We start from the raw sequence: 21,617 nt of genomic DNA, 5'->3' as shown, positions 1-21,617 counted from the left end.
GGGCCGCTATCTCACGGGGTGATGGCTGGTCATCGAGATCCGGTTGAAGGTGTTCATGGTCAGCGCGACCCAGGCGACCGCGGCGAAGGCGTCGTCGCCGAGGACGGTCCGGCTCTCCGCCTCGGTGCGCCGGCGCCGGTCCGGATCCGGCAGGAGGGTGACCGACTCGGCGAGGGCGAGCGCCGCTCGCTCCTGAACGGTGAACAGGTCGGTCTCCGACCAGGCCGGCAGGAGTGCGAGACGCCGCTCCGACTCGCCGGAGCGGACGGCGCGCCGCTGGTGCAGGTCGATGCAGAACGCGCAGCCGTTGATCTGGGACACCCGCAGGTTGACCAGCTCGACGAGGATGCGGTCGAGGCCGGCCGCCTCCGCCGCGACTCCGGCCTCGCGGGCGAGATCGGTCGCGGCGGCGTAGGCGGCGGGGACGGCCTTGTCGAGGTAGAGGGGTGCGCTCACCGGCTCACGCCACGGGGTCGTTGATGTCGTCGTACTCGGGGTGCTTGGTGAGCCACTTCGCGACGTAGGGGCAGTGCGCGATGATCCGCTTGCCCCGCTCTCGGACGTCGGCCAGCGCCGCCGCCACCAGTTCGCCGGCCAGCCCGCGGCCGCCGTAGGCGTCGTCGACCTCGGTGTGCACGAAGTCGACGTGCACGTCGTCGGGCAGGCGGTACTGCGTGAATCCCGCGAGCGTCTCGCCGTCGCGGATCTCGTAGCGGTGCTTCTCGGGCACGTGGACGTAGGTGATGCCGCTGTTGTCCGGAGCGTCGGTCATGGTGCCCATCCTGCCGGTCGCCTGGAGAAAAGACACGGAGGCCGCCCCACGGGGGCGGCCTCCGGTCGACGGGTCACGCGGTCAGCGCAGGTCCCACCGGTCGGCGTCCATGACCTTGGTCCAGGCGGCGACGAAGTCGCGGACGAACTTCTCCCGGGCGTCGTCGCTGGCGTAGACCTCGGCGAGGGCACGCAGCTCGGAGTTGGACCCGAACACCAGGTCGTTGCGGCTGCCCGTCCAGGTGCGGCCGTCGGCGGTGGTGCCGGCGAAGACCTCCTCGGAGGCGTCGGTGGCGGTCCACGTGGTGTCGAGCTCGAGCAGGTTGACGAAGAAGTCGTTCGTCAGCACGCCCGGGCTGTCGGTGAACACACCGAGGTCCGAGCCGTCCCAGTTGGTGCCGAGCACGCGGAGACCGCCGATGAGGACGGTGAGCTCCGGCGCACTGAGGCCCAGCAGGTTGGCGCGGTCGATCAGGGCGAACTCACTCGGGAACTTGCTCGACTTCGGCAGGTAGTTGCGGAAGCCGTCGGCCTTGGGCTCGAGGTAGCCGAACGACTCGACGTCGGTCTGCTCCTGGGTGGCGTCGCCGCGCCCCGTGGTGGTCGTGACGGTCACGTTCACGCCCGCCGCGGCGGCGGCCTGCTCGACGCCGACGGAGCCGGCGATCACGATCGTGTCCGCCAGGGAGGCACCCTGGGCGGAAGCGATCTCCTGCAGCGTCGCCAGGATCGGCGCCAGCTCGGCCGGCCGGTTGATCGCCCACGACCGCTGCGGCTCGAGTGCGATGCGCGCGCCGTTGGCGCCGCCGCGCTTGTCGGAGCTGCGGTACGTCGACGCGGAGGCCCACGCCGTCGACACGAGCTGCGACACGGTCAGGCCGGCTCCGGCGATCGCCTTCTTGAGCTCGGCGACCTGGGCGTCGGTGAGGGCCGTGCCGGCCGGGACCGGGTCCTGCCAGATGAAGTCCTCGGCCGGGACGTCGGCGCCGAGGTAGCGCGACTTCGGGCCCATGTCGCGGTGGGTCAGCTTGAACCACGCGCGGGCGTAGGCGTCGGTGAAGGCGTCCTGGTCGTCCTTGAAGCGCAGCGAGATGGCGCGCATCTCCGGGTCCTCGCGCAGGGCGATGTCGGAGGTCAGCATGCGCGGCTCGCGCTTCCCGTCACCGAACGACTCGGGCACCATGTCGGAGCCGCCGCCGTTCTTCGGGCGCCACTGCTTCGCACCGGCGGGCGACTCGAACAGCTCCCACTCGTAGCCGAAGAGGATGTGGAAGAACTCGTTGTCCCAGCGGGTCGGGTGGTAGGTCCACGTGACCTCGAGGCCCGAGGTGATCGCGTCGATCCCCTTGCCGGACGCGTGCGAGCTCTTCCAGCCCAGTCCCTGCTCCTCGATCGGTGCGGCCTCCGGCTCGGGACCGACGGCCTCGGCCGGGCCGTTGCCGTGGGTCTTGCCGAAGGTGTGTCCGCCCGCGATGAGCGCGACGGTCTCCTCGACCGTCATGCCCATCCGACCGAAGGTCTCCTTGATGTCGACGGCCGACGCCAGCGGGTCGGGGTTGCCGTTCGGGCCCTCGGGGTTGACGTAGATGAGACCCATCTGGACCGCGGCCAGCGGGTCCTCGAGGTCGCGCTCACCGGTGTAGCGCTCGTCCTCGAGCCACTCGGCCTCGGGACCCCAGTAGATGTCGTCGTCCGGCTCCCACACGTCGGGGCGACCGCCGCCGAAGCCGAAGATCGGCAGACCCATGTCCTCCTGGGCGACGTTGCCGGCCAGGATCATCAGGTCGCCCCACGACAGGGACTTGCCGTACTTCTTCTTGACCGGCCACAGCAGACGGCGCGCCTTGTCGAGGTTGCCGTTGTCCGGCCAGGAGTTGGTCGGTGCGAACCGCTGCTGACCGTGCCCGGCACCGCCGCGGCCGTCGGTGGCGCGGTAGGTGCCGGCCGCGTGCCAGGCCATGCGGACGAAGAGCGGGCCGTAGTGCCCGAAGTCGGCCGGCCAGAACTCCTTGGAGTCGGTCAGCACCGTCTTGATGTCGGCCTTCACGGCCTCGAGGTCGAGGGCGAGGAAGGCGGCCTTGTAGTCGAAGTCACCGGCGAACGGGTCGGCGACGGCCGGGTTCTTGGCGAGGATCTTCAGGTTCAGCTTGTTGGGCCACCACTGCTGGTTGGCCGAGCCCTGGGTGGGGTGGGTCAGACCATGCATGACCGGGCACTTGCCGGCCGCCTGCTGAGCGTCCTGCGGCTCCTCGGTCACGAGGGGCTCGGTGTGCTGGTTGTTGTCGGGCATTCGGGAACCTTTCCGGGGACCTGTCGTACCTACTGGGGGCGGGTGGTGCAGTCGGGGCAGAGGCCCCAATAGATGACCTCGGCCTCGTCGATCACGAAGCCGTGGGAGTCGGAGGCGGTCAGGCACGGCACGTGGCCGACCGCGCAGTCCACGTCGGCGATCTCGCCGCAGGAGCGGCACACGACGTGATGGTGGTTGTCGCCGGTGCGCGTCTCGTAGCGCGCGACCGAGCCGGCCGGCTTGATGCTGCGCACCAGGCCGGCGCCGGTCAGCGTGTGCAGCGAGTCGTACACCGCCTGGTGGGAGACCTCCGGCAGGAGCGCCCGGGCTGCCGCGATGATCGACTCGGTGTCGGCATGCGGGTGTGCGTGCACCGCCTCGAGGACCGCCAGGCGGGGCCGGGTGACCCGCAGCGCCACCTCGCGCAGCTGCTGCTGGAAGTCGGGCGCGGGCATAGGTCCAGCATGCCACTTTTCTTGAATCAGTCAAGATCCCGGAGGGTGTGTCGCGGCGCGACCACCCCGACTGCGGCGGCGGCCCGCGGGTACCGCCTCGGCATGGACATGTCACCTGGCTGGCTGATCATCGGCGTCGTCGTCGCGGCGTTCATCGTCCTGGGCCTGGTCTGGGCGTTCGTCGCCGACCGTCGCCGCAACGAGGAGGTCGCCCACGACCCGGAGCGCGTCGAGCCCGACGCCGACCGGGCCGATCACACCCCGCCGACCGATCCGGCCGACCCGGCCGACTCTGCCGACCCCGGCCGGGAGCGGCTCCACGTCGACCCGCAGCACCGGCGCCCGAGCGACACCTGACCACCTCCCGACAAGGAACACGGCCGGCTCCCGCCATCGGCGGGGCCGGCCGTGTGCCGTCGGGACGTTCTGCGGGTCAGGCCTTCTTGGTGGCCCAGAAGATCTCGGCGATCTCGTCGATCTTGGCGAGCAGCTCGTCGGCCTTGGCCGGGTCGAGGGTGCCCTTGGTGCCGGTGGCGCCGGCGAGCTTGGTGGCCTCGTTGACCAGGGTGTGGAGCTGGGGGTAGGCCTCGAAGTGCGGGGGCTTGAAGTAGTCGGTCCACAGCACCCAGAGGTGGTGCTTGACGAGCTCGGAGCGCTGCTCCTTGATGAGGATGGCGCGGGTGCGGAAGTCGGGGTCGTCGCTGTCGAGGGCCTTGGCGATCACGGCCTTGACGGACTCGGCCTCGATGCGGGCCTGGGCGGGGTCGTAGACGCCGCAGGGCAGGTCGCAGTGGGCGGAGACCTCGACGGTCGGGGCGAACAGGCGCATGCGTGTTTCCTCTCGATGGGTGCGGGTGGTGGGAACGAGCGCGGGCACGAACGGCGGGACCCGGCCGAAGCGCGGGATCAGCCCTCGACCGCGCGGAGGGCGCGGACCTCGGGCAGCGGGGTGGGCATCCAGTAGTCGCGGTCGTGGTGGACCAGCGGCGCCGCCGCGGAGCCCTCGTCGACCCGGTCGACCTCGAGCAGCAGCAGCCAGGAGCCGCCGGCAGGGATGACGCGCGTGGGGCGGCCGTGGAAGGTCGCCACGGCCTCCGGCAGCACCAGGCCGCCCTCCTCGCGGACCCAGCCCTGGGCCGCGGTGAAGCGCTCGGCCCGCCGGTCGGCGTACGCCCGGGCGAGATCGACCTGGGACTCGGCGAGCAGGAAGACGGAGAGGTCGTCGCAGCCGACGAGCTGCGGGCCGACAGTGCTGGCGCGGGCGAGCGAGAACGACAGCAGCGGTGGGGCGGCGCTGACCGACGCGACGCTGGACACCGTCGCTCCGACCGGGCCCTCCGCGGTCTCCCCGACCACGATCGCGACCCCCGCCGCGTGGCGGCGGAAGCCGGCCTTGAACTGGTCGGCCAACGAATGCGAGGCGGCGTGCGTCATCGACTCTCCCTTCACACGGAGTGAGCATAGAACCTCAAGCACACTTGAGGTCCAGTCGACATGACGCACCTCACACGCGGTCGGGGTGGCCGGCTCAGCCCCGTCCGCTGATCCGGTCACCCATCCGGGCTATCCACGAGGTACGCCGAGCGCCCCGCGCCTCCCGCCTGTCCGCGAGGCCGTAGGCCCGATAGAGGCCGTGGATGCCCAGCCAGCGCAGCGGCTCGGGCTCCCACGTCCGTGCCCGCTGGTCGACCCAGGGCAGGGTCGTGCGCTCGGTCCGCTCCCCCGCGACGAGATCGGCGAGGGTGCGGCCGGCGAGGTTCGTCGCCGTGACGCCGGTGCCGACGTACCCGCCGGCCCAGCCGAGACCGCTCGCGGCGTCGTACCCGACGGTCGCGCGCCAGTTGCGCGGCACGCCGAGCACTCCGCTCCACGCGTGGGCGACGCCGATCTCGCGCAGCGGCGGGAACCACGCGCACAGGACGTCGCGCAGGTGCTGCACGGTGCGGTCGGGGATGTCGCCGTCGAGGTCGGTGCGCGAGGCGAAGCGGTAGGGGTGGCCACGGCCGCCGATGGCGATCCGGCCGTCGGCGGTGCGCTGGGCGTACGAATACACATGGGCGAAGTCCTCGAGCGTGTCGTGGTGCTCCCACCCGATGGCGGCCCAGGCGTCCTCGGGCAGCGGGTCGGTCACGATCATCGAGGAGTTCATCGGCACCCAGGTGCGCCGCTCGCCGGCCAGTCGGGCGGTGAACCCCTCGGTCGCGCGGATGATGTGACGCGCACGGAGGGTGCCGCGGTCGGTCTCCACCCGGCCCGGGGCGATCACCCGGACCGTCGTGCCCTCGTGGATCCGGACCCCTCGAGCACGGACCGTGTCGGTCAGACCCCGGGCCAGACGCGCCGGATGGATCCGCGCGCAGTGCGGCTCCCAGAGCGCCACCTGCGTGCCGGCGACCCGGATCCTGGCGTCCGCCGCGTCCGCGTCCAGCAGTCGCGCCCCCGTCTCCGGCCACCGCCGCGCGGTCGCGCCCGCGGCGTGGGCCCGGGTCGCCTGCGCGGCGTTGCGCGCGACCAGCAAGGTGCCGCCGCGGCGTACCTCCGCGTCGATGCCGTACCGCTCGACGACCCGGATGACCTCGTCGACGGCATCGTTCATGGCGAGCTGGAAGCGCGCCACCTCGCTGCGGGGATGCGTGCGCGCGTAGCCGTCCAGCCCGCCGGTCACCGACGCCGAGAGCCAGCCGCCGTTGCGCCCGGACGCGCCGTAGCCGGCGAACCGCTGCTCGACGACCCGGATGTCGAGGTCGGGGCGCAGCTCACGCAGGTAGTACGCCGTCCACAGCCCGGTGTAGCCCGCGCCGACCACGGCGACGTCGACCTCCTCGTCGCCCGCGAGCGGGTCCCGCGGCTCCGGGAGGCCGAGGTCGGCCCACCAGTACGACACCCCGCCGGTCCTGCGCGCGCTGCTCACCGGGCGAGCCTAGTAGCCCGTCGCAGCTAGGGCGTGTCTCCCAAGTCAGCGCCGTCGCGAGCGGCGTTTCCGGCCGATCTGGCAAGGCGGCGGAGCGATGTCGTGCCGGATCGCCCTTCGAGCGACGCCAACGCAGCCAGATCGAGTCGGAAACGTCGCGGAGCAGGCGGGGACTTGGGAGACACGGCCTAGACCGCGGACTCAGAGGATGCTGACCACGACGTGCTGCCCGCCGGCGAGGGCGGCACGGTGCACGTCGAGGAGCACGCCGAACGCCTCGGCCAACTCGGCACGCAGGGCACCGGGATCGCCCGACCAGATCCGCGGATAGACGTCCGCCGCGCTGAAGGACTCGAAACGCGCATCCGCCAGCGCCGCGGGGAGATCGACGGCCTCCAGCGCCGCCACCACCGCCGACAGCTCGTCGTGCTCCGTGCAGCCGACGTAGTCCTCCGCCTCGAAGACGTGCACGCCGACCACCGCCTCACTCAGCGGATCCCCGGCGATCGGCACGTCGGCGGACTCCCCCGTCAACAGGAAGTGCAGACCGTCCCACAGCTTGTCGAGGTAGACCGTGGGCGCTCCTCCGGCCTCCAGCGCCTCCAATGCAGCGCCCAGCTCCTCCGGCGCCGAGGCCACCAGGCGGTCGAGGGTCGCCTCATCGACCAGCGTGTACGCCGCCTGTATACCCACGGCGTCGAGGATAGGAGACGAGAGGCGGCTCAGGCCGAGCGGATCAGGTGGTCGAAGGCCGACAGCGCGGCCGTCGCCCCGTCGCCGGCGGAGGTGACGATCTGCTTGTACGGCGCCACGGTGCAGTCCCCCGCCGCGAACACGCCGACGACGTCGGTGCGACCGCGATGGTCGACCAGCACCTCACCGCGCTCGTTGCACCCGACGACCCCGGCCAGCCACTCCGTGGCCGGCTGCAGCCCGATCTGGACGAACACCCCGTCCACCGGCACCTCGTGCACGCTGCCGTCGTCGCGGCGCGCGTAGCGCAGGCCGGTGACCCGGCGGCCGTCGCCGAGCACCTCCTCCGTCGCGGCACCGGTGACGACCTCGACCGTGGGCAGCCCGCGCAGGGTGCGCTGCAGCACCTCGTCGGCGCGTAGGCGCTCGTCCCACTCCAGCAGCGTGACGTGCGCGGCCAGACCGGCCAGGTCGATCGCGGCCTCCACCCCGGAGTTGCCGCCCCCGACGACGGCCACCCGCTTGCCGCGGAACAGCGGCCCGTCGCAGTGCGGGCAGAAGGTGACGCCGCGATTGCGGTACTCCTCCTCCCCAGGCACCCCGAGCGTGCGCCAGCGCGCACCGGTCGCGATCACGACGGCGCGCGAGGCGAGGGTCGCGCCATTGCTCAGCTCGACGGCGATCGGGTCGCCCGTGACGGCGGGTGGGCGGATCGCCGTCGCCCGGTGCGCCGCAACCACGTCGATATCGTGCCCGCGGACGTGGCGCTCCAGGGCCGCACCCAGGTGCGTCCCCTCGGTCCGCGGCACGGACGGGAAGTTCTCGATGCCGGCGGTGTCGAGGACCTGACCGCCGAGCCGCTCCGCGAGCAGCCCGGTGCGGATGCCCTTGCGGGCGGCGTACATCGCCGCGGTCACGCCGGCCGGGCCGCCACCGATCACCAGCACGTCGTACGGCGCGCGGCCGGTGAGGTCCGCGACGTCGCCCGTCCCCGCCGGCCCGTCGAGGAGGGCGAGGATCTCCGGCAGCCCCATCCTCCCCTGACCGAAGGGCTCGCCGTCGAGGAAGACCGACGGCACGCTCAGCACCCCGCGCTCCTCGATCTCGGCGGCGAAGGAGCTGCCCTCGATGGCAGTGTGCGTGACGTCCGGATGCAGTGCGGCCAGGGTGTTGAGGGCCTGCACGACGTCCGGGCAGCTCTGGCAGGTCACCGAGAAGTAGGTCTCGAAGTGCAGCGGCCCGCGCAGCGCCCGCGCCCGGGTCAGGACGTCGTCCCCCTCCTTCGGCGGGTGCCCGCCGACGTGCAGGATCGCCAGCACGAGGGAGCCGAGCTCGTGGCCGAGGGGCAGGCCGGCGAAGCGGACGCCGGTGTCCTCGCCGGGTCGCGTGACCAGGAAGGAGGGGACCCGCCGGCCCGGCTCGGGATCCGCGCGCACGGCGCTGACCAGCGGGCTCGCTGCGGCGAGCTCGCCCAGCAGCTCCCAGGTGCGTCGGGAGGCCGCGCCGTCGTCCAGGCCGGCGACCAGCTCGACCGGCGTCCGCAGCCGCTGGAGGTGCGTACCGATCTGGGCGAGCAGCGCGGGGTCGAGCATCAGATCCTCCCGACCAGCTCGAGCGACGGGGTGAGGGTGTCGGCACCGTCGTCCCACCTGGCGGGGCAGACCTCGCCCGGGTGCGCGGTGATGTACTGCGCCGCCCTGACCTTGCGCAGCAGCTCCGCCGCGTCGCGGCCGATGCCCGCGTCATGGACCTCGACGGTGCGAATGGTGCCCTCGGGGTCGATGACGAAGGTGCCGCGCAGCGCCTGTCCGTCCTCCTCGACGAGCACGTCGAAGGCCCGGGAGAGCCGGAGGGTGGGGTCGGCCAGCAGCGGGTAGCGGACCTTGCCGACGGCGGCGGACGACGCGTGCCAGGCCTTGTGCGCGAAGTGGCTGTCGGTCGAGGCGCCGTAGACCTCGACGCCGAGCGCACGGAACTCGTCGTACCGGTCGGCGAGGTCCTCGAGCTCGGTCGGGCAGACGAAGGTGAAGTCGCCGGGGTAGAAGACGAGCACGCTCCACTGCCCGCGCAGGTCGTCGTCGGTGACCTCGAGGAAGGCGCCGTCCTGATAGGCGTGGACGCGGAACGGCGGGACGGTGGTGTTGACGAGGGACATGCGGTTCTCCGGGGGTCGTGGGTGTTCGGGAAGACTCAGGCAGCGTCGTAGAGCGGGTGCTCGGCGACCAGCCGGTCGACACGGGTGCGCAGGACGTCGGGGTCGGCGCCGAGGAGCGCTCGGGCGACGATGTCGGCGATCTCGGTGAACGCCGCGTCGTCGAAGCCGCGCGCGGCGAGCGCCGGCGTGCCGAGCCGCAGCCCCGACGCCACCGCGGCCGGGCGCGGGTCGAGGGGGACGACATTGCGGTTGGTGGTGATGCCGAGGTCGCCGAGACGGCGCTCGGCGTCGAGCCCGGACAGGGCGGCGTCGCGCAGGTCGAGCAGCACCAAGTGGACGTCGGTGCCGCCGGTGAGCACCATGATCCCGGCCGCGGCCAGGTCGGGCGCGGTGAGCCGCTCGGCGACGATCCGCGCGCCGCGCAGCACACGCTCCTGGCGCTCGCGGAACTCCGGCGTGCCGGCGAGCAGCAGCGCCGTCGCCTTGGCCGCGATGACGTGCATGAGCGGGCCGCCCTGCTGGCCGGGGAAGATCGCCGCGTCGACCTTGCGGGCCAGGTCGGCACCACACAGGATCAGCCCGCCGCGCGGTCCACCGAGGGTCTTGTGCGTGGTCGTGGTGACGACGTCGGCGTACGCCACCGGGTCGGGGTGCAGCCCGGTCGCGACGAGTCCGGCGACATGGGCCATGTCGGCCCACAGGACGGCGCCGATCTCGTCGGCGATCGACCGGAACGCGGCGTAGTCGAGGTGGCGCGGGTACGCCGACCAGCCCGCGACGAGCACCCGGGGCCGCTCGGCGAGCGCGCGCTCCCGGACGTGCTCCATGTCGAGCCGGTACGACGCGGGGTCGACGCCGTAGGAGCGCGCGGCGTAGAGCTTGCCCGAGAAGTTCGCCGGCATGCCGTGGGTCAGATGGCCGCCGTGCGAGAGCTCCTGGCCGAGCAGCACGTCGCCGGGCCGGGCCACGGCGGCGAGCACCGCGGCATTGGCCTGCGCGCCGGAGTGCGGCTGCACGTTGACGTGGGCGGCCCGAAAGAGCGCCTGCGCGCGCTCGATGGCGAGCTTCTCGGCCACGTCGACGTGCTCGCAGCCGCCGTAGTAGCGCCGGTCGGGGTAGCCCTCGGCGTACTTGTTGGTGAGCACCGACCCCTGCGCCTGGAGGACGGCGCGAGGCGCGACGTTCTCGCTGGCGATCATCTCCAGTCCGGCGCGCTGGCGGCGCAGCTCGGCGTCCAGCACGTCGGCGATGGCGGGGTCGAGCTCGCCGAGATCGGCGGTGAGCACGCGGGTGGTGGGGCGGGGTTCGGCGACGGTCATGGTGTCCTCTCCGGGCAGGGGGATGTCGAGGTGGAGGCAGGAGTCGAACCTGCGTGCACGGTGCTGCGGACCGCGGCCTCGCCACTCGGCCACTCCACCGGGGTGACGCTCAGGCCGCCGGGCCCGCCGTCGGGCGGCCGGTCACCGCCTCCGCGATATCGGCCACGAGCCGGTCGGCCGCGTCGGCGTCGAGGTCGTGCACGGTCAGCCGCAGGTGCCGGGCGGCGCTCCCCGCCGTGCCGAGCGCGAAGTCGCTCCCGGTCCGGGCCAGCCAGCCCCGCCGCATCAGGCGCCGTCCCACTCTTGCCGCGTCGCCCTGCACGTCGACCCACACGTTGAGGCCGTCGCCCGCCCGGGCGGTGATGCCGTGCTCCGCGAGCGCGGCGACGAAGGCGGCGTTGCGCTCGACGTAGTGCGCGGCAGCGGCGGCCACCTGGTGGCCGGCGGCGGGGTCGAGGAGCAACGTGCGCGCCAGCCGTTGGAGCAGGTGGCTGACCCATGTCGTCCCGGGGCTGATCCGGGTGGCCAACCGGCGCGCGGTCTCCGGGTCGGAGGCGACGAAGGCGAGGCGCAGGTCGGGGCCGAGGAACTTCGAGACGGAGCGGACCAGCGCCCAGCGGGCGTGCTCCGCGCCGATGATGCTGTGGTAGCCGGTCGTGGCGAGCCGGGAGTAGTGGTCGTCCTCGATCACCAGCACGTAGGGGTGCTCGGCGAGGACGGCGCGCAGCTCGGCGGCGCGGGCCGCGCTCAGGCTCGCCCCCGTCGGGTTGTGGGCGCGCGGGGTGCACACGACCGCGCGTACACCGGCACGCAGCGCCGCACGCAGGCCGAGGACGGTCATCCCCTCCTCGTCGATCGGCACCGGCACGGTGCGGTAGCCGGCCAGGCGCACGGTGTGGATGCTGGCCAGGAAGCACGGATCCTCCAGGGCGACCGCGTCCCCCTGGGTGAGCGCCTGGGCGAGGAGCCGTTCGACGGCGTCGACCGCGCCGTGGGTGAGGGTCAGCCGGAAGTCGCGCGGGTGGTCGCTGGCGATCCACCGGGTCGCCCACTCGGCGAGCTCGGGATCGATCACCGGCTCGCCGTACAGCGTCGGCGGCCGGGACGCCGTCGCGAGGCCGGCGGACAGGTCGGGCAGCAGGCCGGGCGCGGGGTTGCCGTGCCCGACGTCGCGCAGCACGGTGTCGCGAGCGAAGCCCTCCTCGGCACTCTCCTGGGGCTCGGCGACCGTGGTGCCGGCGCGGCCGTGGGTCTGGGCGACGCCCGCCTGGACGAGCTGCCGGTACGCCGCCACCACGGTGTTGCGGTTGACGCCGAGGACCTCGGCGAGCTGGCGCACCGGCGGCAACGGGGCGCCCGGAGCGAGGGCGCCGCTGTCGACGTGGTCCCGGACGCTCGCCGCGATCTCGCCCGCGGTGGCACCGGTGATCGGGACGCTGGGCCGCCCTCCGAGATCCTGCTCTTTTGGCATAGGTCAAAGCTAACATATGACCTATGCCAGCGCCCTCCACCCCCTCCCCGGACTACCCGACGGCCCACACGGTCGCCGACGTCGAGCGCAACCTCGCCGTCGTGCGCAGACGTCTCGACGTGGCGGCGCGGCGCGCCGGACGCGATCCGGCCGAGGTCCGGCTGCTGCCCGTCAGCAAGACCGTCCCCGAGGAGAGGGTGCGACTCGCCGTCGCCGCCGGCGTGACGCTCCTCGGCGAGAACAAGGTGCAGGAGGCCCTGCGCAAGCACCGCGCGCTCGCCGACCTGCCCGTGGCGTGGTCGGTGATCGGCCACCTCCAGTCGAACAAGGCCCGGGACGTCGCCGCGTTCGCGGCCGAGTTCCAGGCCCTCGACCGGCTCAAGGTCGCCGAGGCCCTCGACCGACGGCTCGAGGCGGCGGGGCGCACCCTCGACGTCCACGTCCAGGTCAACACCTCGGCCGAGGACTCCAAGTTCGGGATGCCGCCCCAGGAGCTCCCGGCGTTCCTCGCCGCACTCCCCCGCTACCCGCACCTCCGGGTGCGCGGGCTGATGACCCTGGCCGTCTTCACCACCGACACCGCCCGGGTCCGGGCCTGCTTCCGGCTGCTGCGCACGCTGCGCGACCGGGCCCGGGAGACCGACCCAGCCCTGATCGGCCCCGGCGAGCTGTCGATGGGCATGTCCGGCGACTACGAGGTCGCCGTCGAGGAGGGGGCCGGCTGCGTCCGCGTGGGCCAGGCGATCTTCGGCGCCCGCTCGACCCCCGACCACTACTACTGGCCCGAGGGGCCGACGGGAGGCTGATCCTCCCACGGATCCCGGCGGGTGGTCAGGCGGAACGCAGAAGGCCGGACCCTGGCGGGTCCGGCCTTCTGTCTGACTCTCGGTGGAGGTGAGGGGACTCGAACCCCTGACCCCCTGGACCGGTCTGCACGGCGATCAGGTCTCGACCGATCTTGCCGATCCTCGGCCTGCATCGCTGTGACCAGGGCTTTCGCTCCGAGCGAGGAACAAAGACGCCACTGATTGTACGTTGAAGCTTGGCCGCTCTGGTCCGGCCTCGATGGTGTTCGTGACGCCAAACTGGGCCATTTTCGCGACCACGGCGATGACAGTCGACTTCGAGGCTGCGGTCGAATTTGTCGCCGGTCCGGCAGCACGAGCCGACCTGGATCAGCGGTTGACGAGGAGTTTGAGGGTGTGGCGCTGGTCCCTAGCGCGGCAGATGCTGCCCGCGACCATTCACCTCAGTCGGGCGTTCTACTCCCCTTGTCGTCGGCGACGCGGCCTGATGTCGAATCTCACCAGGACTCACCGCAGGCGCCACATCTGAACCTGCTGATCTCGGACTTTCGTGGGATTCCGCCGACTGGTCGTCACCCCCTTCTTCCTTTCCGCATGGCCATGGCCATGGCCGTTCACGCGCGCCATCGTGAGTGTGGCACCCCAACGCCGAGGTGCCCGAGCGGCAGTTCCCCCGCGACTGACCGGGGCGTCGGCTCAGGACACTTGACGGCGGGTGCCGCCCTCGTTCTCCCAGGTCGATTCCGCGGCCCCCTCTCGTCCGCCGGCACGACGGGCGGTTGCGGTCGCCAGCAGGCCGGCGGCCGAGAGGATGTTGCGTTCGTCGGTGGCCTCCTCCATCAGGGTCCGCGCGGTCGCGGCGTCCGTGCCGCTGGGGATCACGAGCAGCTCGAGGCGCTCGCGCGAGGACAAGATGACGGTCATCAGGTGGGTGTCATCCTCGGGGAACGAGCCAACCTTGACGAGCCCGCGCCGCGCCTTGATCCGGCGGGGGGAAGGCCGGTCGGGCTCTGTGTCCCAGTCGGGCGGGGAGAACAGCAGGCGCGCCGGGCGGCCGATGTTGCTCGGGAAGTTGTCGATCAGGTCGGCCCCCTCGGCCTGGAGGTCGCGCGACTGGGGCCACCAGGCACCGTCGAGACGCCGGGTAGATGAGCTGGGGTTGATCGAGATTCTGAGCGGAGCCCGGTCGGAGGTGGTCATGGCGTTGCCTTCTTTCGTGGTGCTGACGGTCCAGGTGCGGCGAGCCCGACCTGGTGGAGGTGCCCCAGCGCCAGCCCGTACGACGCGAGCAGGGTCGTCTCGGCGTAGGGGATCCCTCGTTCCTGGCAGTGCTGGCGCACGACCGGCCGGGCGAGCCTGAGGTTGGGGCGAGGCATGTTGGGGAAGAGGTGGTGTTCGATCTGCAGGTTGAGCCCGCCGAGTGCCAGGTCGGTGAACGGGCCGCCGCGGATGTTGCGCGAGCACAGCACCTGGCGCAGCAGCGGGTCCGCGGCCTCCTCGGCGGTGGGCACCGGCATTCCCTTGTGGGACGGGGCGAAGGAGCTGCCGAGGTAGACGCCGAGCACGGCCTGGTGGATGACCACGAAGACGATTGCCTGGAGCCAGGTCAGGGCGCTGACAACGAGGGTCAGGTAGAGCACAAGGTGGCCGAACAGCAACAGGCCCTCGGCCCATCGGTGCGCGATGCCGGGCCGCAGGAGCGCACGTATGCCCTCGGCCCGCAGATTGAACCCCTCGAGCGTGAGCAGCGGGAAAAACAGGGCGGCCTGGTGCCGGGTCATCCAAGCTGACCCACCGCGGCGTCCGCCCGCCTGGTCTGCGTCGAAGACGAACACCCCGGCGGCGACGTCCGGATCGGAGTCCAGGTCGTTGGGGTGCGCATGGTGCGCGTCGTGCTTGGCAGTCCACCATCCGTAGCTGAGCCCGTTGAGCAGGTTGCCGAGGGTCAGGCACAGCGCTGTGGTGAGCCGGCGGCTGCGGACGACCTGGTGGTGCGCGGCGTCGTGGGAGAGGAACGCGATCTGTGCCGAGACGACACCGAACGCGGGCGCGAGCAGGAGGGCCCACCACGAGTCGCGCAGCAGGAACAGGAGCAGCACGAGGGCCACGAGCGCCCCCAGCGCGAGGATGCCGAGGCGAATATAGAAGGCGGGTCTAGGGTGGAGTAGTCCTCGTTGCCGGATCTCCCGCACCAACTCGCCGTAGTCGCTGCGGAGCACCGCGCCTCGAGGATCACTGGTCGACATGACTACTCCCGGTTGTCGCAGATCGCGCCGCCGGGGTCCGAGGTGGCCTTTGTTTCGAGGCTACTCCTGCAGTCCTAGGGGCAGAGGGTGGGCACGGTGTGACGACGACGATGCAGATCCTCGCGGCCATCGGCGCGCGGCACCGCGCCGGGCAGTCGCTGGCTGACCTCCTGTGTATCGACTGCAACGAGTCGCTGAGGCTGGCCGGCGTAGGAATGACACTCATGAACGCAGCCGGCCACCAGACGGTGATCGGTACCTCGGGCGCCGTCGCCTCCCGTCTCGAGGAGATCCAGTTCGACCTCGGCGAGGGCCCGAACTTCGACGCCTCACGCACGAACCGCACCGTCGGCAGCGACAACCTCCACGACGAACTCAAGGACGGGATGCTGCCGCGCTGGCCGGCTTTCGCCCCGGCCGCACTGACGGCCGGGATCAACGCCGTCACGGCGGTCCCACTCAGCGTCCACGGGGTCCGGCTCGGCAGCCTGAGCATGTACCGCTCCTCCCCCGGACGCCTCGACGAGCACCAACGAGCGACCGCCCACGCCTACAGCGGCGCCGCCGTGGTCGTGCTCCTCCACCTGCAAGAACGCATCCCGTCCCCCGACCCAGCCCACGACCCCCTCGACGGTCTGCACCCCGACCTCCGTGCACCGGTCACGCACCGCGCCGAGATACACCAAGCCACGGGCTTCCTCTCGGTCAAGGCCTCAGTCGGCATGACCGAGGCCATGCTGCTCCTGCGCGCCCACGCGTTCGCCGCTGACCGCTCGCTGCTCGAGGTTGCCCGCGACGTCCTCGCGGGACGACTTCGCATCCACCCCGAGGAGAACGAGGATGATTGACACAGGCAACGGCGCACCATTGCCGGGGTCGCGACAGTGGAGGAGACGACCATGACGAGTGAGCAGAGGCTGGCAAGAGTCTTCGTCGAGCTCGCCGACACGCTCGTCGACGAGTTCGACACGCTCGACTTCCTCTCCACCCTGACCGAGCGGAGCGTCGAGCTGCTCAACACCGATGCCGCCGGTGTGATCCTGGCCGACGCTCAAGGCGTCCTCCACGTGGTCGCGTCCACGAGCGACCAGGCCCAACTCCTCGAGCTCCTCGAACTCCAAAACGACGAGGGCCCGTGCCTCGACTGCCTCCAGAGCGCGCGTCCGGTCGTCAACGTGGGCGGCAGAGAGTCCCGGGAGCGGTGGCCGCGGTTCAGCACTGCCCTCGCCGAGGTCGGCTTCGCGTCCGCCCACGCGATCCCCCTGCGCCTACGCGACTCCGTGGTCGGTGCGATGAACCTGTTCTGCGCGGCCGGCTCCCACCTGAGCGAGGACGACGTCGCCATGGGCCAAGCGCTCGCCGACATCGCGACCATCGGGCTCCTCCAGGAGCGCGCCGTCCGCCAGTCCGGGCTGATCGCCGAGCAACTCCAGACCGCACTCGACAACAGGGTCCTGATCGAGCAGGCCAAGGGCGTGCTCATGGCAAGCGCAGAGATCGACGTCGACCAAGCATTCCGGTTGATGCGCGAATACAGCCGCCGCAACAACCACCCGGTCAAGGACGTCGCCCGCCAGGTCGTGAACCGCACCTTGAGCGTGGAGCACCTACGCCGCTCCTGACGCGGCGCGAACCTGATCGAAACAGCCACCATCTGAGACAGCTCATCGGGGGCAGCTCATCGGGGGCAGCTCATCGGGGGCAGCTCGTCAAAAGCGGGTTCTCTCCGCCCGCAACGTCGCGGCTCGTCACCGCTTCCAGTGTCTACACCGGATCACTACGCCCGGTACCGATCGATCGCACCTCACGCGTACTGCCCGGTCGAGCTCCTCGTCTCCTCGGCTGCCGTGTCGAGGACGACGGCCGCCGCGACCCGGGCCCACGACACCACCAGTGTTGCTTCGTTGTCCGAGCCAGGATCGAGGACCTTGAGCACTCCGGTCGTCTCGTTGCCGACCTGGGAGATCTGCGACCGGACGTCGTCCTCCATACCCGCGGCGATCCTCCACCGCTGGGTCCAGCCGCTCCCGTAAAGCATCAGGTAGGACACGGGCTACCTTCCTAACCGGAATGACGGTGCCACGACGTGGGGCCCCCACCATGTCGCGCCGTTGTCGGTCCAACGATCAGCAGGATCGACGTCGGGGTGTTCGGTGACGAGGTCAAGAATGTCCGCGGCACTATGTTTGTTTCCGTTCGTCGACGCGGCCAGCAGCGCTTCCGCGCCCTGGTCATCGGTGAAGTCGGGCGGGACCACGAGCAGGTAGAACACGGCTCGCTCTGCTGTCTTGAGCGTCACGACGTGATCGTCGGCTTGGGGAAGCCAACCCACCTTCACATAACCATCGGCGACAGCGACACGCGTCGATGCCACGGCCCAATCCGGGCGCGACGCCGACACCCACCCCACCTTGCCGAACCGCGCCGGGAAGTGGTCGACCAGATCGGCCAACTCGACCACCAGGTCGTGGCTACGAGGCCACCACCCGCCATCCACACGGTCTCGTCCGGGGTGCTCCACCATCCGGAGCCGCACCGACCCACGCGCAGGCAAGGAAGCATGGACGGGACAGTTCGACGTCGTCATGACGTCCGCCTCTCGGACTGCTCCACGCCGGTAGGGTCCGGAACTGGGCAGTCACCACCACTCTACGCCTGACTGACAACCGCGCTGTCGAGCGGACAGAGCCGAGACTGGCAGGCCGCGCCTGCTGCTCGGGAGTGCCCGTCGGGTAGGAACTGCTCACCCGTCCCTGATCGCGATGGCACGACCCACGCACCCGCCGGACGGACCCTGCCTCGAGCCCGACGCTCCGCGAGCTCCTAGCGCAGGGGTGAACTGAGGTGATATGAAGGTCGATACAGACCCGCCTGGACCCCGCGAGTTCCGTGCTGGAACGCCAGGGGGAATCACGTGTCGGGTATATCGGAGCTGTCGGCGATGTCGGGGCTGATGCCGACGGCGTCCGGACGAGCCTCACGGCAACCAGAAGGTCACGTACTGAACCACGGGACGGCGACCGCGGAGGCAGTGCGGTACGGCGGCAACCCGCGACCTGTGCGGATCACCGTCATCGACCATCACGTTCTCTTCGCTGACTCCCTCGCGATGGCGCTGGACCCCGAGGGCTTCATCGTCACGGTGATCGACCCTGGTGAGCAGCACGCGTCGCTGGCCACCGTGCTGGCCGCCGCACTACGTAGCACTGGCCGGCTCGTCCTACTCGAGCATCGCCTGGGGCTGGTGGGCGACGGACTCCGACTCGTCGCCCCCCTCACCGCATCCGGGGCGACAGTGGTGCTCCTAACCGACACCACCGACCGGGCCCGATGGGGGACTGCGGTGCATCTGGGCGCCAAGGACGTCCTGCACAAGACGTGCTCGCTGAAGGAGCTGGTGGACACGGCCCGACGGGTCCGTGACGGCCTGCCGCTGATGAGCAGAGAACAGCGCGCCACCTTGATCGAGGCAGCCCGCGCCGACCGGGACGAGTCACGGGCCATACGAGCCCGACTGGACCGGCTGACCCAACGCGAGAAAGAGGTCCTCGGCGCACTAATGAACGGCGACCCGGTCCAAGAGATCGCCCGCACAAACGTCGTCGCCGTGGCAACAGTGCGGACCCAGGTCAAGTCGATCCTGACCAAGCTCGAGCTGCAATCACAGATCGCAGCCGTAGGCGCCGCCCATCGAGCATCCTGGCGCCCACCCGGCTCACCCCGGAACCAACCGCGGGTGTTGCCGGCATGACCGCCTGGCTGTGGATCCTCGGAGCCTTGCTGTGGACCGCGATCGTCGCCACGGCATGGATCTCGATCGCCCGGCGCGCGAACCCGGCGCCCCCCGATGACCAGATGACCAGATGACCAGATGACCAGGCGCGACAAGGTGGACCGGGACTGAACGCGGCGTTCGCTAGTCCCACCCGCAGATGGCTACCGTGCCCCGAGGGATCGGGGACCTGCCGAGGCTAGGAGAGATCACGGCTCCCAGCGCCGCCGTCGTCCTCCCACACATCCACCTCGAACGGCACAACGCCACCGAAGTGGCTACGCGCCGTCTCCAGGAGGACACGTGCCGAACTCACGTTCCGCTCGTCGGCGGCTCGACGCATCAGATCCTCAGCCACATCGATCTCCGTCGCGCTGGGAATCACGAGCAGGTGAAGACGCTCCCCCGAGGACGTCACGACGGTCAGCAGGTGTGTGTCGTCGGTGGGGAAGGAGCCAACCGCGACAGTGCCATGGCTCGCCGTGATCAGGCGCTCCGAAGCGCCCTCCGCGATGGCGTCCCAGTCCGGTCGGGAGAAAAGCAGTCGGGAAGGCAGACCGACCAAGCCGGGGAGGTGGTCGACCAGGTCAGCACACTCGACCTGGAGGTCTCGCGACTGAGGCCACCACGCGCCGTCGAGCGGACCCGACGGGAACCCGTTGTCGAGCAGGATCCGCAGCGGAACTCTCGCAGTCGGCCGGAACACCGGCTCGGAGCCGGCCGGCTCCCTGGTCGGACCCGTGCGGAGCCGGAGAGGCTGCCGATCGGGAACTCGGCTCGCCGCGAGATCACGGGCGGGAGGGACGGGTGTGCCTGGCGTCGTCATGACGGCCACCTCTCGACCGGTCCGGGTGTCCGGATGGAGGCCTCAGGGCGACCAGTCACCCTCCACACTAGCCCGCGTCCCCAGCGTCCCCCGGGATGCCGTCCGGGCTCGACCCGGAACCGTCCAGGTCGAACACCTCCTCGAGAACCCTGCCCGGCCAGACCACCCGGATCCGCAGCACCTCGGAGGTGTGCAGACGGATCAGCACGATCCCTCGACCGCGCGCCTGCGGCAGGAAACCCACCTTGACCCGACCGTGCCGGGTGAAGATCTCCGGCGTTGCCTGCTCCCAGTCGCCCGGGGCGTAGGCGAGGCGGTCGATGCGACCCCGGTGTGCGGGGAACTCATCGACCAGGTGCGCTCCCTCGCGCACCAGGTCGCGGCTATAGGCGAGCCAGATCCCGTCGGCGAGGGCGCCGCGCGGGAGATCGGCCAAGCGCAGCCGCAAGAGACCGAGCGCGTCGGGGTACCTGTGCGGGTAGTGGAACTTGAGCGCACCCATGGCGCCGCCTCTCGTCGCGCTCACCACCGCACCGGACGTGCTGCACGAGCTCCTCACTCCACGGTACGTCGAGGCGGGTGAGCCGCCGCGCAGCGGCTGCTCAGTCCCGGGGGCAGCGCCAACCGACCTTGTGGGCGGCGCCGACTGCCGCCAGCTGCGAGGTCAGCTCCAACTTGGCGAGGATGGTCTTGACCTGGGTGCGGACAGTTGCCTCGGAGACCACCCCTGCCCGAGCGATGTCGCCGACCTGCATGCCCCGCATCAAAGCCCCGAGGATCTCCATCTCGCGACGCGTGAGATGCTCCAGACGGCTCGCGATGTCCCCGTTCTCGAACCGGTGCTGGGATGCGGCATCGATCAACGCCGCGCGCTCCTCGGGCGTCATCAGGGCTACGCCATCGTGCGCCCGCCGGACCGTCCCCACGAGCATGGGCAACGACGCCGACTTCGCCAGGACCGCACGCGCGCGCCGCTGTAGGCACTCGCCCCGCTCCGGACGACTGAGGCTGCTCGTGAGAACGACGACCAGCACTCCGGACGCCGCGAGCGGCGCCACCAGCCGGGTCCCATCACCGACCCGGCCCAGGCACAGGTCCAACAGCACCAGACGCGGGACGGTGCGCAGTGTCGCCGACAGCACCGAGGCGAGCGTGGCGCGAGGATCCGCCAGGTCGAGACGTCGGACTGCGTATCCGTGGTGTTCCAGCGTCAAGGCAACCGATTCGGCGAACAGCACGTGGTCGTCGACGATCGTGATCCGCATCTGCGGTGCAGTGCTCATTGGGGGGGTACCGGTCCTGACGGTAGCGAGTTCGACCTCGGCTCAGGCGCGCCCCCGGTGCGAGTGACCCGAGATCCGGTCGCGACCGGCAAGATTGCTGCGGCTCGAAGACTTGACTCCTTGACAGTCCTCAGAAAAGCCACCCGCGTCAACCTTTTCGGACGTACGCCTGGGTTCGCCTCACAACTGGTGGTCTCGCTGCGGGGCTGGGCCGCACCGCCGCGGGTAGTGCGCAAGCAGTCGACGTGCGGCCCGGATCTCTCGGGCTCATGCCGGCAAGGCCCTGGCCGGGGAGGTGGGCTCCAGAAGCCGGCTGGGGTCGTACCCCCTCCTCTTCAGAGCCCTCCCTGATGATGCCGCGGCGCAGCAGCGCAGCCTCCTCGCCACGGCCGTTCACCGACTGCTGTCGCAGGCACCGCGATGTCAGGACCCCGAGGCTGTTCGCCGCCGCTGCCGAGAGACAGTGGTCCGCTCCCCCTGGACCTGTCATAGGCCGAGGTTGCGGGAGGCGGTGGTGGCGTGTCCGGCGCGCAGTGAGTGTCCGGTGACAAGAGAGTCCCCTGGAGTGGTGGGGTTTGAGGACCGGCGGCGGGGCTTCATGACGTAGGCGGCCATCGGC

24 protein-coding genes and 1 tRNA gene are annotated in these 21,617 nt (G+C 71.1%); 5 read left to right on the top strand and 20 right to left on the bottom strand.

The features are described from left to right. Positions 1–6: 6 nt before the first annotated feature. The 4 genes from ACPZVR_RS19250 to ACPZVR_RS19235 all read right to left on the bottom strand — a co-directional run bounded on the left by ACPZVR_RS19250 (position 7) and on the right by ACPZVR_RS19235 (position 3,516). Positions 7–456, bottom strand: coding sequence for a carboxymuconolactone decarboxylase family protein (locus ACPZVR_RS19250; protein ID WP_436701292.1), 450 nt, complete (start codon positions 454–456; stop codon positions 7–9). Between the two features lie 4 nt (positions 457–460). Continuing rightward, positions 461–772, bottom strand: coding sequence for a GNAT family N-acetyltransferase (locus ACPZVR_RS19245; protein ID WP_436701291.1), 312 nt, complete (start codon positions 770–772; stop codon positions 461–463). 81 nt (positions 773–853) lie between these two features. After that, positions 854–3,061, bottom strand: coding sequence for a catalase/peroxidase HPI (gene katG / locus ACPZVR_RS19240; RefSeq protein WP_436701290.1), 2,208 nt, complete (start codon positions 3,059–3,061; stop codon positions 854–856). Between the two features lie 29 nt (positions 3,062–3,090). Continuing rightward, positions 3,091–3,516 carry a Fur family transcriptional regulator gene (locus tag ACPZVR_RS19235; protein WP_436701289.1) on the bottom strand — a complete coding sequence of 142 codons (426 nt, stop codon included), beginning with the start codon at positions 3,514–3,516 and terminating at the stop codon, positions 3,091–3,093. Positions 3,517–3,618: 102 nt separating this feature from the next. Here ACPZVR_RS19235 and ACPZVR_RS19230 point away from each other — a divergent pair, with 102 nt between their 5' ends. After that, positions 3,619–3,873 carry a hypothetical protein gene (locus ACPZVR_RS19230; RefSeq protein WP_436701288.1) on the top strand — a complete coding sequence of 85 codons (255 nt, stop codon included), beginning with the start codon at positions 3,619–3,621 and terminating at the stop codon, positions 3,871–3,873. A gap of 76 nt (positions 3,874–3,949) precedes the next feature. On the opposite strand, the gene sodN is transcribed toward ACPZVR_RS19230, so the two are convergent. The 9 genes from sodN to ACPZVR_RS19185 all read right to left on the bottom strand — a co-directional run bounded on the left by sodN (position 3,950) and on the right by ACPZVR_RS19185 (position 12,065). Next, entirely contained in the window at positions 3,950–4,345 is a 396-nt protein-coding gene (gene sodN / locus ACPZVR_RS19225) for a superoxide dismutase, Ni (protein WP_436701287.1), read from the bottom strand. Positions 4,346–4,422: 77 nt separating this feature from the next. Next, a complete protein-coding gene (locus tag ACPZVR_RS19220; protein ID WP_436701286.1) occupies positions 4,423–4,950 on the bottom strand; it encodes a flavin reductase family protein in 528 nt (175 codons plus the stop codon). 94 nt (positions 4,951–5,044) lie between these two features. After that, positions 5,045–6,427 (bottom strand): NAD(P)/FAD-dependent oxidoreductase, encoded by a 1,383-nt coding sequence (locus tag ACPZVR_RS19215; protein WP_436701285.1) that lies wholly within the window; start codon positions 6,425–6,427, stop codon positions 5,045–5,047. Between the two features lie 201 nt (positions 6,428–6,628). After that, positions 6,629–7,120 carry a DUF1877 family protein gene (locus ACPZVR_RS19210; RefSeq protein WP_436701284.1) on the bottom strand — a complete coding sequence of 164 codons (492 nt, stop codon included), beginning with the start codon at positions 7,118–7,120 and terminating at the stop codon, positions 6,629–6,631. A 29-nt stretch (positions 7,121–7,149) separates the two neighbouring features. After that, positions 7,150–8,712, bottom strand: coding sequence for an alkyl hydroperoxide reductase subunit F (gene ahpF, locus ACPZVR_RS19205; protein ID WP_436701283.1), 1,563 nt, complete (start codon positions 8,710–8,712; stop codon positions 7,150–7,152). Continuing rightward, positions 8,712–9,275 carry an alkyl hydroperoxide reductase subunit C gene (gene ahpC, locus ACPZVR_RS19200; RefSeq protein ID WP_436701282.1) on the bottom strand — a complete coding sequence of 188 codons (564 nt, stop codon included), beginning with the start codon at positions 9,273–9,275 and terminating at the stop codon, positions 8,712–8,714. The genes ahpF and ahpC overlap by 1 nt, the downstream gene beginning before the upstream one ends. A gap of 35 nt (positions 9,276–9,310) precedes the next feature. Next, entirely contained in the window at positions 9,311–10,594 is a 1,284-nt protein-coding gene (gene glyA, locus ACPZVR_RS19195) for a serine hydroxymethyltransferase (protein WP_436701281.1), read from the bottom strand. Positions 10,595–10,622: 28 nt separating this feature from the next. Then, positions 10,623–10,693, bottom strand: a tRNA-Cys gene (locus tag ACPZVR_RS19190). 10 nt (positions 10,694–10,703) lie between these two features. Then, entirely contained in the window at positions 10,704–12,065 is a 1,362-nt protein-coding gene (locus tag ACPZVR_RS19185; RefSeq protein WP_436701280.1) for an aminotransferase class I/II-fold pyridoxal phosphate-dependent enzyme, read from the bottom strand. A gap of 23 nt (positions 12,066–12,088) precedes the next feature. On the opposite strand from ACPZVR_RS19185, the gene ACPZVR_RS19180 reads away from it, so the two are divergent. Next, positions 12,089–12,871 carry a YggS family pyridoxal phosphate-dependent enzyme gene (locus ACPZVR_RS19180; RefSeq protein ID WP_436701279.1) on the top strand — a complete coding sequence of 261 codons (783 nt, stop codon included), beginning with the start codon at positions 12,089–12,091 and terminating at the stop codon, positions 12,869–12,871. 696 nt (positions 12,872–13,567) lie between these two features. Here the strand turns inward: ACPZVR_RS19180 and ACPZVR_RS19175 are convergent. Continuing rightward, complete coding sequence (locus tag ACPZVR_RS19175) at positions 13,568–14,071, bottom strand: DUF5994 family protein (protein WP_436701278.1); 504 nt, start codon at positions 14,069–14,071, stop codon at positions 13,568–13,570. Then, positions 14,068–15,090 (bottom strand): fatty acid desaturase family protein, encoded by a 1,023-nt coding sequence (locus ACPZVR_RS19170; protein WP_436701277.1) that lies wholly within the window; start codon positions 15,088–15,090, stop codon positions 14,068–14,070. Before ACPZVR_RS19170 ends, ACPZVR_RS19175 begins: the two co-directional genes overlap by 4 nt. 251 nt (positions 15,091–15,341) lie before the next feature. Between ACPZVR_RS19170 and ACPZVR_RS19165 the strand changes: the two genes are divergently transcribed. Further along, positions 15,342–15,965, top strand: a complete 624-nt coding sequence (locus ACPZVR_RS19165) for a GAF and ANTAR domain-containing protein (protein ID WP_436701276.1) — start codon at positions 15,342–15,344, stop codon at positions 15,963–15,965. 51 nt (positions 15,966–16,016) lie between these two features. Continuing rightward, positions 16,017–16,739, top strand: coding sequence for an ANTAR domain-containing protein (locus tag ACPZVR_RS19160; RefSeq protein ID WP_436701275.1), 723 nt, complete (start codon positions 16,017–16,019; stop codon positions 16,737–16,739). 182 nt (positions 16,740–16,921) lie between these two features. Here ACPZVR_RS19160 and ACPZVR_RS19155 read toward each other — a convergent pair whose 3' ends face one another. Both ACPZVR_RS19155 and ACPZVR_RS19150 read right to left on the bottom strand, forming a co-directional pair. Then, entirely contained in the window at positions 16,922–17,167 is a 246-nt protein-coding gene (locus ACPZVR_RS19155) for a hypothetical protein (protein ID WP_204838751.1), read from the bottom strand. 3 nt (positions 17,168–17,170) lie between these two features. Further along, the gene (locus ACPZVR_RS19150) at positions 17,171–17,641 is read right to left on the bottom strand and encodes a DUF5994 family protein (protein ID WP_436701388.1); all 471 of its coding nucleotides are present in this window, start codon (positions 17,639–17,641) and stop codon (positions 17,171–17,173) included. A 534-nt stretch (positions 17,642–18,175) separates the two neighbouring features. Between ACPZVR_RS19150 and ACPZVR_RS19145 the strand changes: the two genes are divergently transcribed. After that, positions 18,176–18,868, top strand: coding sequence for a LuxR C-terminal-related transcriptional regulator (locus ACPZVR_RS19145; protein ID WP_436701274.1), 693 nt, complete (start codon positions 18,176–18,178; stop codon positions 18,866–18,868). A gap of 220 nt (positions 18,869–19,088) precedes the next feature. Here the strand turns inward: ACPZVR_RS19145 and ACPZVR_RS19140 are convergent, their stop codons facing one another. From ACPZVR_RS19140 to ACPZVR_RS19130, 3 genes are all read right to left on the bottom strand, one after another. Then, positions 19,089–19,715, bottom strand: coding sequence for a DUF5994 family protein (locus ACPZVR_RS19140; RefSeq protein ID WP_436701273.1), 627 nt, complete (start codon positions 19,713–19,715; stop codon positions 19,089–19,091). 67 nt (positions 19,716–19,782) lie between these two features. Continuing rightward, on the bottom strand, positions 19,783–20,241 hold the full coding sequence (locus tag ACPZVR_RS19135) for a DUF5994 family protein (protein WP_436701272.1): 459 nt from the start codon (positions 20,239–20,241) through the stop codon (positions 19,783–19,785). Positions 20,242–20,317: 76 nt separating this feature from the next. Further along, positions 20,318–20,980 carry a LuxR C-terminal-related transcriptional regulator gene (locus tag ACPZVR_RS19130; protein ID WP_436701271.1) on the bottom strand — a complete coding sequence of 221 codons (663 nt, stop codon included), beginning with the start codon at positions 20,978–20,980 and terminating at the stop codon, positions 20,318–20,320. Positions 20,981–21,617: the final 637 nt, after the last annotated feature.

The organism is Nocardioides segetis (assembly GCF_051390595.1).
In the GTDB taxonomy this organism is placed as follows: Bacteria; Actinomycetota; Actinomycetes; order Propionibacteriales; family Nocardioidaceae; genus Nocardioides.
The sequence above is the reverse complement of the archived record's forward strand: the minus strand, read 5'-3'. Positions and strand labels throughout refer to the sequence as shown.